9 protein-coding genes are annotated in these 13,085 nt (G+C 43.0%); 7 read left to right on the top strand and 2 right to left on the bottom strand.

The window, feature by feature from the left end; translation table 11 throughout:
- The 7 genes from AC0VYV_RS19325 to galE all read left to right on the top strand — a co-directional run bounded on the left by AC0VYV_RS19325 (position 1) and on the right by galE (position 10,828).
- Positions 1 to 1,719, top strand: a complete 1,719-nt coding sequence (locus tag AC0VYV_RS19325) for a glycoside hydrolase family 35 protein (protein WP_475365915.1) — start codon at positions 1 to 3, stop codon at positions 1,717 to 1,719.
- Positions 1,720 to 1,732: 13 nt separating this feature from the next.
- On the top strand, positions 1,733 to 3,937 hold the full coding sequence (locus AC0VYV_RS19320) for an alpha-galactosidase (RefSeq protein ID WP_475368011.1): 2,205 nt from the start codon (positions 1,733 to 1,735) through the stop codon (positions 3,935 to 3,937).
- 15 nt (positions 3,938 to 3,952) lie between these two features.
- Positions 3,953 to 4,942 carry a LacI family DNA-binding transcriptional regulator gene (locus AC0VYV_RS19315; protein ID WP_283153541.1) on the top strand — a complete coding sequence of 330 codons (990 nt, stop codon included), beginning with the start codon at positions 3,953 to 3,955 and terminating at the stop codon, positions 4,940 to 4,942.
- Positions 4,943 to 4,961: 19 nt separating this feature from the next.
- The gene (locus AC0VYV_RS19310; RefSeq protein ID WP_475368010.1) at positions 4,962 to 6,140 is read left to right on the top strand and encodes a galactokinase; all 1,179 of its coding nucleotides are present in this window, start codon (positions 4,962 to 4,964) and stop codon (positions 6,138 to 6,140) included.
- A gap of 25 nt (positions 6,141 to 6,165) precedes the next feature.
- On the top strand, positions 6,166 to 7,698 hold the full coding sequence (gene galT / locus AC0VYV_RS19305; RefSeq protein ID WP_475368009.1) for a UDP-glucose--hexose-1-phosphate uridylyltransferase: 1,533 nt from the start codon (positions 6,166 to 6,168) through the stop codon (positions 7,696 to 7,698).
- A gap of 75 nt (positions 7,699 to 7,773) precedes the next feature.
- Complete coding sequence (locus AC0VYV_RS19300; protein ID WP_475368008.1) at positions 7,774 to 9,786, top strand: beta-galactosidase; 2,013 nt, start codon at positions 7,774 to 7,776, stop codon at positions 9,784 to 9,786.
- Between the two features lie 58 nt (positions 9,787 to 9,844).
- Positions 9,845 to 10,828, top strand: a complete 984-nt coding sequence (galE, locus tag AC0VYV_RS19295) for a UDP-glucose 4-epimerase GalE (RefSeq protein ID WP_475365910.1) — start codon at positions 9,845 to 9,847, stop codon at positions 10,826 to 10,828.
- 106 nt (positions 10,829 to 10,934) lie between these two features.
- Here the strand turns inward: galE and AC0VYV_RS19290 are convergent, their stop codons facing one another.
- Positions 10,935 to 12,494, bottom strand: a complete 1,560-nt coding sequence (locus AC0VYV_RS19290; protein ID WP_475368007.1) for a zinc ribbon domain-containing protein — start codon at positions 12,492 to 12,494, stop codon at positions 10,935 to 10,937.
- 15 nt (positions 12,495 to 12,509) lie between these two features.
- Positions 12,510 to 12,995 (bottom strand): zinc ribbon domain-containing protein, encoded by a 486-nt coding sequence (locus AC0VYV_RS19285; protein ID WP_430243409.1) that lies wholly within the window; start codon positions 12,993 to 12,995, stop codon positions 12,510 to 12,512.
- Positions 12,996 to 13,085 lie beyond the last annotated feature (90 nt).

The raw sequence follows: 13,085 nt of genomic DNA, 5'->3' as shown, positions 1-13,085 counted from the left end.
ATGCTGGAAGCGAGAAAGAACCACTTTTACTTAAATGACGAACCCTTCCAAATTCTTTCAGGAGGTCTTCATTACTTCAGAGTTGTCCCTGAGTATTGGAGAGATCGCCTTCAGAAGCTGAAGGCACTTGGACTGAATACAGTAGAAACGTATATACCATGGAATTTTCATGAACCGAAGAAGGGTCAGTTTCATTTTGAAGGAATGGCTGATGTGGAGCGGTTCATAGCTGAAGCACAGGACGTTGGGCTTTATGTTATTGTTCGTCCTTCTCCTTATATTTGTGCAGAGTGGGAAATGGGGGGACTTCCTTCTTGGCTACTAAAAGAAGATGACATGGCACTTCGCTGTAGTCATCCTGCTTTTCTAAAACATGTAGAGGAATACTTTAATGACCTTCTTCCACGGTTGAAGCCTTTCTTACAAAAGAACGGCGGTCCGGTGATTGCCTTTCAAATTGAAAATGAATATGGCGCATATGGCAACGATCAGAACTATCTTGAGTTTCATAAAGAACAGTACGAGAAACATGGCATTGATACGTTTTACTTCACATCAGACGGACCGGATTTCATTAAACAAGGTTCAATGGATAATGTCATAACGACGCTGAATTTTGGCTCAAGGCCAGAAGAAGCCTTTGCGGCACTTGAAGCGATAAAACCTGATTCACCTAAAATGGTCGCGGAATTTTGGATCGGCTGGTTTGATCACTGGAGCGGCGAGCATCATACACGTGACGCAAAGGAAGCAGCGGAAGTGTTCCAGAAGTTAATGGATATGGGCGCATCTGTGAATTTCTACATGTTCCACGGTGGAACAAATTTTGGTTTCTATAACGGTGCGAATCATTACGAAAAATATGCTCCGACGATTACTAGCTATGACTACGATTCGCTTTTAACAGAATGGGGCGACGTGACAGACAAGTATCTCGCAATGGCGGAGGTGTTGAAAAGCGTAGCAGACGTTTCGATTGAAGACGTTTCTAAAGTTGAGACGAAAAGCTATGGAGAAGTGAAGCTAGTGGAGAGCGCAAGCCTGTTCGATGTTCTCCAAGAAGTAGGAACCAGGGTAGAGCACGTTGCACCACGGAGCATGGAGAAGATTGATCAGAGTTTCGGCTACACGCTTTATCGAACGTCGATTAACGACACTGGAACGTTTGAGCTTGATACAACGCCAATTCATGATCGAGCTTTTCTTTACGTCAATGGGAAACATGAGGCGACGATTTCAGTAAATGATGAGTCAAAATCGGTTATGATCCCGTTTCCGAATGAAGTAAATGCTCTTGAAATACTTGTTGAAAACCTTGGAAGAGTGAATTATGGAAAACATCTATCTGACCAGAAGGGGATTGTGCAGAATCTCTGGCTAAACAACCAGTATTGGTTTGACTGGGAAATGATTAAAATTGAAGGAGATCGTTTACCGAAGACGTATTCATCAGGAGAACGTTATCCGAAATATTTCAAAGGCGAATTTCATGCTGATCAATGCTATGATACATTTGTTGATTTGGAAGGGTTTACAAAAGGGAATGTTTATATTAATGGCTTTAGTCTTGGTCGCTACTGGCAAACGATGGGACCACAGCAGCGCCTTTACTTGCCAGGTCCACTGTTAAATGAAGGTACAAATGAAATTGTCGTTCTGGAATTAGAAGGACATACTGCAAGCAGCGTAAAACTAGTGAACGAACCTAAACTCGGATAAAGGATCGATGGCAATGAGCATTCTGATTAACCAACAGCAGTTTCATCTAACAAATGGAAAGATCAGCTACATCTTTCATATTTTAAAAAATGGTCAGCTCGGTCATTTGTATTTCGGAAAAGCGCTTCGTCCTGATCGTGATTATGGTCATTTTCAGAACACGAACAATCCAACGCCGGCTAGCTGTCATTCATATGAGAACGACGCGGCTTTTTCGCTTGAAACGATTAGGCAGGAGTACCCGGCCTATGGAAAAGGAGATTTTCGAGAGCCTGCCTTTATGGTGTTAGCAGGTCAAAAGCCTATAGCGAACTTTGTTTATAGATCACATGAGCAAGTGAAAGGGAAGCCTCGCTTGAAAGGTTTGCCGGCCACTTATGCGAATGCGCAAGAAGCGGAGACGTTACTTATTGTGTTGGAGGATAAGTATCAGAAGGTTGAGCTTCATCTCAGCTACACGATTTTTGAAAATGAATCTGTGATTGCGAGGAACGCGCGTCTTATTAACAACACAGATAGCGAGCTATCCATTGATCGAATGATGTCACTGTCTGTTGATCTTCCTTATGCTGATATGGAAATGGTGCACCTCTCAGGAACATGGGCCCGTGAGCGTCATGTGAAAACGAGGAAATTAGAGCAGGGCATTCAGTCCGTTTCGAGTATACGTGGAGCAAGCTCTCATCATCACAATCCATTTCTTGCACTAAAAACAATGGATGCAACAGAACATACGGGTGAAGTGTTTGGATTCCAGTTCGTGTATAGCGGGAATTTTCTAGCGCAAACGGAAGTTGATCATTATGGCGTGGCACGTGCGCAGCTTGGTATTCATCCGCTTGGTTTTAAGTGGAATCTTAGTCCCGGTGAATCGTTCCAATCACCAGAAGCGATTATGGTTTACTCTGATCAAGGATTGAACGGGATGAGCCAAACGTTCCATCATCTTTACCGCAATCAGTTGATTAGTGAACAGTGGAAAAAGAAAGAGCGTCCTGTCTTAATTAATAACTGGGAAGCTACTTACTTTGATTTTAATGAAGAGAAGCTTATTCATTTTGCGAAAGAGGCAAAAGAACTTGGTGTTGAACTTTTCGTCCTTGATGATGGTTGGTTTGGGAAGAGAAACAATGACCGATCTTCACTAGGAGATTGGACGGTTGATCTTAACAAACTCCCAGATGGCATTGCCTCTCTAGCTGAAAAAGTGAAGGAAACGGGATTGCAATTTGGTTTATGGTTTGAGCCTGAAATGATTAGTCCTGATAGTGAGCTCTACAGAGAGCATCCTGAATGGGCTGTAGGTATTCCAGGTGAGCACTTTACGCTTGGCCGGAATCAGCGCGTACTTGATTATACGCGTACAGAAGTAGTGGACTATATTTTCGGACGAATGAAAACGATCATTGAGTCGACGAATCTGGATTATATTAAATGGGATATGAATCGGAACATTACGGAGGCCTACTCTGCAGGTTTAGAGCACCAGGGAGAGTTTTTCCATCGTTACATTCTCGGTGTCTATGATCTTTATGAACGGTTAACATCAGAGTTTCCAAATGTACTGTTTGAATCGTGTGCGGGCGGCGGTGGTCGTTTTGATCCGGCTCTCCTTTACTACGCCCCACAAGCATGGGCGAGTGATGATACAGACGCGGTGGAGCGTCTGAAAATCCAATATGGTACCTCTATCGCTTATCCTATCTATAGCATGGGTTCTCACGTATCAGCCGTACCAAACCACCAAACGCTTCGTTCAACTCCGCTGTCAATGCGGGCAGATGTTGCGTATTTTGGAACCTTTGGTTATGAATTGGATCCTTCAACCCTGTCTGATGAAGAAAAAGAAATTGTAAAAGAACAAATTAAACGATACCAGTCATTTCGACAGCTTGTCCGTGATGGTGATTTCATTCGCTTACAAAGTCCATTTGAAAGCAATGAAACGGCCTGGATGGTCGTTTCGTCGAATCGAAATGAAGCGCTTGTTGGCTGGTATAAATCATCAAGCACTCCGAATCCACGCACCAATCAGTTTGTGAAATTAAAAGGTTTAGCTCCTGATCGTCATTATAACGTCGATGAGGAGACATACTTCGGAGATGAACTGATGCAGCACGGCATTCCGCTTCCGGTTGAGTTCAATGGAGCGAATGGCGAGCAAGCTGAGCGCGGTGGTGACTTTCAATCGAAAGTGTTTTATTTAAAAGCAGAATAAAAAAGGATGATGACCATGGCAACGATTAAGGACATCGCACAAAAAGTGAAATGTTCACCATCGACTGTTTCACGCGTCCTTAACTACGATGAAACGTTATCTGTTTCAGATGATACGAAAAAGCGGATTTTCGAAGTGGCAGAAGAGCTTTCCTATAGTAAAAAACGCGGAAAAAAATCACTAACACCGAAAATTGCAATTATCCATTGGTATACCGAAAAGGAAGAGTTGAATGACCTGTATTACATGTCGATTCGACTAGGAGTCGAGCAGCGCTGTCAGGAAGAGCGGCTTGAACTCGTGAAAATTTTTAAAGATAACTATGATGAATTAGAAAAAGAAAACATTCAGGGCATGATAGCCGTAGGTAAATTTAGTAGTCAAGAAATAGCTTCATTAAATAAAGTCACCCCTAATATCGTATTCGTTGACTATGATCCAGACAATGAAAAGTACGACGCGGTTGTCGTTGATTTTGAAAAGGCGACCAAAAAAGTGCTCGATTATTTTGCGAGTAAAGGTCATGAGAGAATTGGCTACATTGGTGGCAGAGAAACATTTCGAGATGCTAGTGCTGAAATTGTTGATGAACGCGAAATCACGTTCAAGCGCTATATGACGGAACGTGATCAGGATCATGAATCTTACGTGTACACAGGATCGTTTACGGTAGATGATGGTTATTCCCTTATGAATCGTGCGATCGAAGAGCTTGGAGAGAAGCTACCGACTGCGTTCTTTGTAGGAAATGACACAATGGCGATTGGGTGTCTCCGCGCTCTTCATGAGAACGGCGTAGCTGTTCCTGATCGCGTTAGCTTAATTGGAGTGAATGACATTAGCGTTTCGAAGTATGTTTATCCTGCTTTGAGTACGGTCAAAGTGTACACAGAACTGATGGGTGAAACGGCTGTTGGCCTTTTGATGGAGCGTCTATTGAGAAGGAAAGTAGCCAAAAAAGTGACGATGTCGACAAAACTGAAGCTGCGGAAGAGCAGTAAATAAACGAGGCCGGGTGAAATTAATGAAAACCCTATACGAAACATTTCGAGAGGTGTATGGAGAAGGTGGCGAGATAAGAAGCTTCTTCTCGCCAGGGCGCGTCAATTTAATTGGCGAACATACGGATTATAATGGGGGACATGTTTTTCCATGCTCGCTTAGTATTGGTACCTATGCCGTTGCTAGGAAAAGAAAAGATAATCTTATTCGGTTTTATTCGCTGAACTTCAAAACGCAAGGTGTGATGACAGTTGATTCAACAAGTCTTGCGTATGATGCTGAACATGATTGGGCGAATTACCCGAAAGGCGTTGTTTCGATCTTTAAGGAGTCAGGTTATGACGTTAGCGGATTTGATGTCCTTTACTTTGGAAACATTCCGAATGGAGCGGGACTTTCGTCTTCAGCGTCAATCGAACTTGCGACGGCTGTTCTATTAAATGAACTAAATCACCTTCATCTTGAGATGGTAGAAATGGTGAAGATGAGTCAGCGTGCTGAAAATGAATTTGTAGGCGTAAACTGTGGCATCATGGATCAGTTTGCCATTGGGATGGGGAAAGAAAAAGCAGCGGTTCTTCTTGATTGCAACACGCTTGCTTATAGATACAGCCCGGTAGTTCTAGAAAAAGCTTCACTCGTTATTGCAAATACGAATAAACGAAGAGGGCTTGCTGATTCAAAATATAATGAGCGACGTTCTGAATGTGAGCGGGCACTCGCCGAGCTTCAAGAACATGTTTCGATTCAATCACTTGGTGATTTAACAATTGACTCGTTTGAAGCGCATAAACACCACATCACAAATCTGATTGATCAGAAACGTGCGAAACATGCAGTTTATGAAAACGTTCGTACGATTGAAGCGGCTAAACGTTTAAAGGCTGGAGAAATTGGAGCATTTGGTCAGTTAATGAATGAGTCACATGTTTCCTTGCGCGATGACTATGAAGTAACTGGTCTTGAGCTTGATGCTTTAGTAGAAGCTGCATGGTCAGAAGAAGGTGTGATTGGCTCTCGGATGACTGGGGCAGGATTTGGTGGCTGTACGATCAGCATTGTGGAGGATCAATTTTTAACATCATTCCAAACTAATGTAGCGAAAACATATAAAGAGAAAACGGGCTTAACACCTGAATTTTACGTTGTGGAAATAGGTGCAGGAGCAAGAGAAATAAATCAGCTTTCGGAAGCACTGTAATTCTGGAGAGGAGTGGAGAGAAACCATGACGAACATCGATCAAGAGATTAACCGTCTCCTCCAATACGGATTGAATAAACATCTTTTTCGTGAGTGGGATTTATCATATGTTCGCAATCAAATTCTAGAAGTTCTTCAGCTTGAGGAGATCGATACAAGTGATGTTCCTGCGGATATTCCAGATAGCCCTGTTTCTATTTTAGATCGCATCCTGAATTGGGCATATGATCATGATCGACTAATAGAAAATACGGTAACTTATCGTGACTTGCTCGATACAAAAATTATGGGGTGTTTAACCGAGCGACCTTCAGAAGTGATTGAGAAGTTTGAAGCGACTTATGAACATGCCGGCCCTGAAGCAGCAACGGCTAACTTTTATCAATATTCAAAAGACGTTCATTACATTCGTACCGATCGCATAGCAAAAAATGAAGACTGGCTTACGGAAACAGAGTATGGTGAGATGGAAATCACGATCAACCTTTCTAAACCAGAGAAAGATCCGAAAGCGATTGCGGCAGCCAAAACGATGAAGTCAAGCGGCTATCCTGAGTGTCTGCTTTGTAAAGAGAACGAAGGGTATGCGGGACGATTAACTCATCCTGCGCGACAAAATCTTAGGATGATCCCTATAACCCTTGAAGAGAAACAGTGGTATTTGCAGTACTCTCCCTACGTTTACTATAACGAACATGCGATTGTGTTATACGGTGAACACGAGCCGATGAAAATTTCACGAGGTACGTTTGACAGACTACTAGAGTTTGTTGGCAAGTTTCCTCATTATTTTATCGGCTCGAATGCTGATCTACCAATTGTAGGCGGTTCGATATTAAGTCATGATCATTTCCAGGGAGGGAAGCATGAGTTCCCGATGGCGAAAGCAGAGATGGAGCGAAACGTCGTTCTATCAGCTTATCCGAACGTGAAGGCAGGCATTGTGAAGTGGCCGATGTCTGTGCTACGACTTCAAAGCAACGATCGAGATGAACTTGGTGAACTGGCTGATGCGATTCTTCAATTCTGGAAGGGATATAGTGATGAGAGTGTTGATGTTCGCGCGGTTACAGGTAATGAGTCTCATAACACGATTACACCTATAGCTCGTCGAAATGGCGAGCGCTATGAGCTTGATCTTGTACTCCGGAACAATCGAACAACGAAACAGCATCCAATGGGACTTTTTCACCCCCATGGAGAAGTGCATCATATAAAAAAAGAGAATATCGGTTTAATTGAAGTAATGGGGCTAGCTGTGCTTCCTGGTAGATTACAAGAAGAGCTTCACTTGCTTGGTGAATCTCTTATAAGTGAAAATCCGCTAGAAAGTATTAAGCAAGATGATCGCATTCAGAAACATGTTACATGGGCTGATTCTCTTCTTAAGAAGTATTCAGACCTGAATTCATCGAATGTACAGGGACGATTGCGTCATGAGGTTGGGTTGATCTTCTCCAATATTTTAAGCCATGCAGGCGTTTTTAAACGAACGGCTTCAGGTCAGGAAGCATTTGACCGCTTTACACATGAGTTTAACAACCATTTAAACCAATAAGAGCTTGCCGATTCTGGCGGGCTTCTTTTCTCATTGATGTAATACTCAAAAAATAGATCGGTAAAAGGAGCTAACATGATGTATGTAGGTGTTGATTATTACCCGGAACAATGGCCGAAAGAGCGTTGGACAGAAGATGTACGATTGATGAAAGAACTCGGTGTGAATGTCGTTCGAATTGCTGAATTCGGCTGGCAGCTGATGGAGCCTGAGGAGGGAACGTTTGATTTCTCGCTTTATGATGAAGCGATCGACCTAATGACAAGTAACGGCATCGAGGTAGTTCTTGGGACACCAACGGCCACGCCGCCTGCGTGGATGGTTGAAAAGTATCCAGAAATTTTACCTGTGGATCCTAACGGGACAGTCATTTCATTCGGAGCGAGACGTCACTATACCGTGAACAGTGAAGTATATCAAGAATTGACAGCAAAGATTGTTGAGAAAATGGCGAAACGCTATGGTCAGCACGAAGGAATTATTGGCTGGCAAGTAGACAATGAATACGGTCATGAAAAATCTGATCGAAGCTATGGAGAAGTGGATCAAAAAGCATTCCAAATTTGGCTACAGCAAAAATACGAAACGCTTGATGCTTTAAATGAAGCTTGGGGTACGGTTTTCTGGAGTCAAACGTATACAGCGTGGTCACAAATTCCTGTGCCTCGTAAAGTATTACAGGAACATAATCCAAGCTTGCTTCTTGATTTTGATCGTTTCTGTGCGGATGCGTATACGTCTTATAATAAGATTCAAACTGACATTCTTCGTAAACATATTCGCTCGGATCAGTGGATTACGCATAACTTCGTATTTACAGACTTAGCGATTAATCAATGGGATATGGCAAAGGATCTTGACTTCATTTCATTTGATAACTATCCGGTATGGGGCGGTTTACCAGAACCGATTGCGCCTGCTGCGATCGCACATCAACACGACCTTTGTCGCTCTTCAAAGGGTGGAAAAGGCTTCTGGGTAATGGAAGAACTTTCAGGAGCGCAAGGGTGGAGTCGCATCGGTTACTTACCTCGTCCAGGTCATATTAAACTTTGGACGTATCAGGCGATTGCTCGTGGAGCGGAAGCAATTGTTTATTTCCGCTGGCGTGCGGCACGCTTTGGGACGGAAGAGTTTTGCCATGGTGTGCTCGATCATGATGGTAAGCCAAAGCGTAAATATAATGAAGTAAAAGAAGTAATCGATTCTCTTAGCGTGTTTGGAGATGATTGGATTGCGTCTAAGTACCAGGCGGATGTCGCTGTGTATTATGATGTAGAGAACGCCTGGGCATGGGGTATTCAGCCACAAAGCAATGCATTTGAATACAAGCGAGAATTCCTCCGCTTCTATAGCCCTGCGCACCGTATGAATGCCATGACGGACATTGTGACGAAAGAAAGCAAGCTGGATGGGTACAAAGTGCTCGTTGTACCGGTTTATTTCCTTACAGACCCAGTTGTAAACGACAAAATTTCACGTTTTGCTGAGCAAGGTGGAACGGTGATCTTATCCTATCGCGCCGGTGTGAAGGAACAGAATAACTTTGTTGTAGAAGATACGTTGCCAGGCGCATTACGTGAGCTTGCAGGAGTAGAAATTAATGAATATGAATCACTTCAGCTCGGACAAAACAACGAGGTTGAAGGCGTTCAAGGTGCAATGAAAGGTATGAGCTCCGTTGCTTCCATCTGGTGTGATCTTGTTGAGCCGACAACTGCGGAAGTACTTGCTGAATATCGCTCTTGCTTCTACGAAAAAACGGCGGCGATTACAAAAAACACATATGGAAAAGGCACGGTCTATTACATTGGCTCTGCACTCCAAGAGGAAATAATGGATGCTCTTTATGCAGAAGTTTTCCAAGAAACAGACGTAACAACGATCGGTTCAAGTGAAAACGTAGAAGCTGTCACACGTACAGGACAAGACGGGGCGGTATTCTTATGTGTTGTGAATCATTCGACGGACGAAAAAGGTTCGCTAACATTGCCGAAAGGAACCTGGGTAGATGCCGTTTCTCATGATGAATTTAGTGGAGAAATGTCTATTAAACCGCTTGGATCGTCTGTACTAAAGCTTAATTAGTATTTTCCGGGAAATAACGATGGATATCGACGAAGTTTTACTAAATGGAGGGAATAACATGGCGATTTTAGTTACTGGTGGAGCCGGTTATATTGGTAGCCATACGGTTATGTACTTGCGTGAGCAAAAAGAAGACGTAGTCGTGCTGGATAATCTAACAAAAGGTCACGAGCAAGCTGTGCTTGACGTTCCTTTGTATAAAGGGGACTTAACAGATGGGAAAGTGATTGATCAAATTTTCGCCGATCATTCGATCGATTCTGTCATTCACTTTGCTGCGAGCTCGCTAGTTGGAGAAAGTGTTTCGAATCCGCTTGAATATTATCGAAATAACGTAGCGGGTTCTCAGGCGCTTGTTTCAAAGTTAGTTGAACACGATGTAAAGTACATTGTGTTCTCTTCGACAGCGGCCACCTATGGGAATCCAGAACGTACGCCGATTCAAGAGAGTGACGCTACCAATCCAACAAATCCATATGGCGAAACAAAGCTAGCGATTGAGAAGATGCTTCGCTGGTGTGATGATGCTTATGGGCTTAAATCAACCTCTCTTCGCTACTTTAATGCTGCTGGTGCTGATCCGGAAGGAAGAATTGGGGAAGATCATCAACCCGAGTCTCATCTTATACCAATTGTTCTACAAGCTGCACTTGGTCAAAGAGAAAAGGTATCTATTTTCGGTAATGATTATGATACGAAGGATGGCACGTGTGTGCGCGATTATATTCATGTGCTTGACCTTGCGCAGGCTCACTACCTTGCTTTGAAAAAGATGAAAGAAACGAATGAGAGCGGCGTATACAATCTTGGAAATGGAAAAGGGTTTACGGTTAAAGAAGTGATTGATACGTGTCGAATCGTGACAGAAAAAACGATCGAAGCAGAAGTAGCGCCACGCCGTGCCGGAGATCCAGCGACACTGATAGCCTCTTCGTCGAAAGCAATGAGCGCACTTGGCTGGAAGCCAGTATACCCAGAGCTCGCGCAGATTGTATCTCATGCCTGGAGCTGGCATCAAAATAATCCGAATGGATATGAGTGAGGGGAAAATGTAAGGGGGTCAGGCGCGAGCCTGACCCCCTAAAAAGACAAAAAGAAGGAAATGTCCACCCTCAGAGGACTGAATAGGAACGAAAGAAAGTCCCTTTTTATTGTGTTCGGTATCTCTTCCAATAGGCGCCACAAATGGCTAGGAGAGTTGAGTAGATAAAGCACTTAAAAAATGTAGCAATTGCCGAGAAACCAATGAATAGAAACGGGACTTCTGTTATGTCGCTAATTTCTCCGGCGAAGCTCTCCAAATTAAAGGTGAATCCTGTATTCAAGCCTGCTGCTAATAGCGACATCATAAAGGCGTATAGCAAGCCGAAGATAATCATGCGGTGGAACTGAATCGCTCCTTCCTGGTGCATCCGATAACCTGCCGAAATGAATAAACATAGTGGAATCAGCAAACCAATCATCATGTAGATCTTCGTGTTACCTGGGTCGCTAAATAAGTAGGTGAAAATAGAAATAGATTCATTTGTTTCGATCTTCATCCCACCAAGTACTGAATAGATCATTTGAAATTTCTCGCCTGGAATATTTATATCGAAGGTAAGGGAAGAAAGGTTCAGTGTGTTCCATAGAAGAAACCCTCCTTGAAAAACGATGATAAGAAAATAACTCGCCGGAATATCTTGAAAGCTAATAAGTGAGTTATCTTCGAACATAAAGCGATAAAGGAAGAGAATCATCAAGACGATTGAGATGGAGACCCCTAGTGTGAGTGTGCGCACTCCTTCTTTAAGGGGAGAAGAAGTTAATTCTTTCATTGAACGACTGCCGTACAAACTACCAATAAACGAAAAGATTGTTCCAAGGAATAAACCACCAAATAAAGCTTTCAAAAGCGGATAGTTATTTTCAATTGATAAACTCGAAACGATTCCACCCTCTTGTGCAGAAGCTTCAAAGTTGAATCCAGCGAAAAGAGCGATCATCGCTGTCAGTAATCCGTAAATCATTCCGATAAGAAGTGAAGAAAGCCAGTATTGCTGGAGGGTACACGTTGTTTTTCGTCCATACATATATCCAGCAAGCAGTAGTGCAACGAGAGGTAGTAATAAAAGAATGAGCATTCCTGAATGGAGTTCGATCTCTCCGCTCAATAAATTTCCCGCCCCTTGCGTGTTGAAAGAAAGGGTTGAATTGAGAAGGTGAGCTGACATCCAGTAGTCTGTCATTCCATAAAAAGGTTCTACAGTTAACTGGGAATTTTCGTTGCCAAAGTAATAATAAAAATCATTGATTACTTCCGTTGGACCTAACTCAGTGAATTCTTCAAGGGTTTGCTGAAAAGTAGCGGCTTGTTGCTGAAATCCCTCCGATACAATAAACGACATAATACCAACAACTAGAAATGCGAGAAAACCGCATAGTATCGCAAGCTTTTTATTAATGGCGCTAAGATCTGGTATCGCGTGCGAGGGAGCTGCTACTTTTTCTTTTACGCGTTCTACTTTAAATGGAATGAGAGTGAGTTGAAAAGAACCGCACTGAATACAGTAGGGATGATCACAAGTATTCGATGTACCACAATCTGAACAAAACTTTGGTGATGCAGTCGTGACGGTGTGATGTTCTGTGTGAAGCTGAAATGTCCCATCAAAGGGGCAATAATTATCACCAAACGGAACTTCGTTACCACACGTTGTACAGTACATGACTTTGATCACCTCCTAGCCGTTTTTCGAACCACAACACCCACAAAATAAAGCCGTCTCAGGGATTTCTTCCTTGCAGGTGGTACATTGAACTGTCGGTACTGGTATTGGTGCTTCTGATAATTGAACTCGATTGCCACAGCTGCCGCAAAACGTATCCTCTTCATTAACGGCTGCTCCGCACTCACATACGTCACCACCCGGTTCCTTTCGCAATTGACTCTCTAAAGCTCTGTTCGCTTGATAGAGTTCTAGATCATATTGAAGAAGGCGCTCAGCTTGTTCATTTAATTCGGGTTGTTGGATCTCCCCTTTACGGATCAAACGATAGGTGAGTTCGCCAAGCTGACTAATGATTCTTGTTCGGTTTGTGGCAGCATCGCTCGCGTTTTTCTTAAGTTGTGAAACTTCCTGAGCTGTTTGAAGCTTGCTTTTTCCTTGCTGAAGACCATCTTGAAGTTTTGATAGTCCTCCGCCTATTTTAGTTTGCAAATCTGACATTATCATTCCTCCTTATTAAGTGAAATAAAAGTTTCTTGTCAGGATTTTCAGGGAGCTTGTGCTTTTCACGTACTTTTTCATAGTTATGTA

Source organism: Anaerobacillus sp. QJM3NY_17 (assembly GCF_056173665.1).
This window is presented reverse-complemented; position numbering and strand designations above follow the sequence as displayed.

Excerpts from the sequence above, each read along its gene's own strand:
- AC0VYV_RS19320 (WP_475368011.1), top strand. The coding sequence starts at position 1,733 with ATGAGCATTCTGATTAACCAACAGCAGTTTCATCTAACAAATGGAAAG.
- galE (WP_475365910.1), top strand. The coding sequence starts at position 9,845 with ATGGCGATTTTAGTTACTGGTGGAGCCGGTTATATTGGTAGCCATACG.
- AC0VYV_RS19310 (WP_475368010.1), top strand. The coding sequence starts at position 4,962 with ATGAAAACCCTATACGAAACATTTCGAGAGGTGTATGGAGAAGGTGGC.
- AC0VYV_RS19300 (WP_475368008.1), top strand. The coding sequence starts at position 7,774 with ATGATGTATGTAGGTGTTGATTATTACCCGGAACAATGGCCGAAAGAG.
- AC0VYV_RS19290 (WP_475368007.1), bottom strand. The coding sequence starts at position 12,494 with ATGTACTGTACAACGTGTGGTAACGAAGTTCCGTTTGGTGATAATTAT.
- AC0VYV_RS19285 (WP_430243409.1), bottom strand. The coding sequence starts at position 12,995 with ATGTCAGATTTGCAAACTAAAATAGGCGGAGGACTATCAAAACTTCAA.
- galT (WP_475368009.1), top strand. The coding sequence starts at position 6,166 with ATGACGAACATCGATCAAGAGATTAACCGTCTCCTCCAATACGGATTG.
- AC0VYV_RS19325 (WP_475365915.1), top strand. The coding sequence starts at position 1 with ATGCTGGAAGCGAGAAAGAACCACTTTTACTTAAATGACGAACCCTTC.
- AC0VYV_RS19315 (WP_283153541.1), top strand. The coding sequence starts at position 3,953 with ATGGCAACGATTAAGGACATCGCACAAAAAGTGAAATGTTCACCATCG.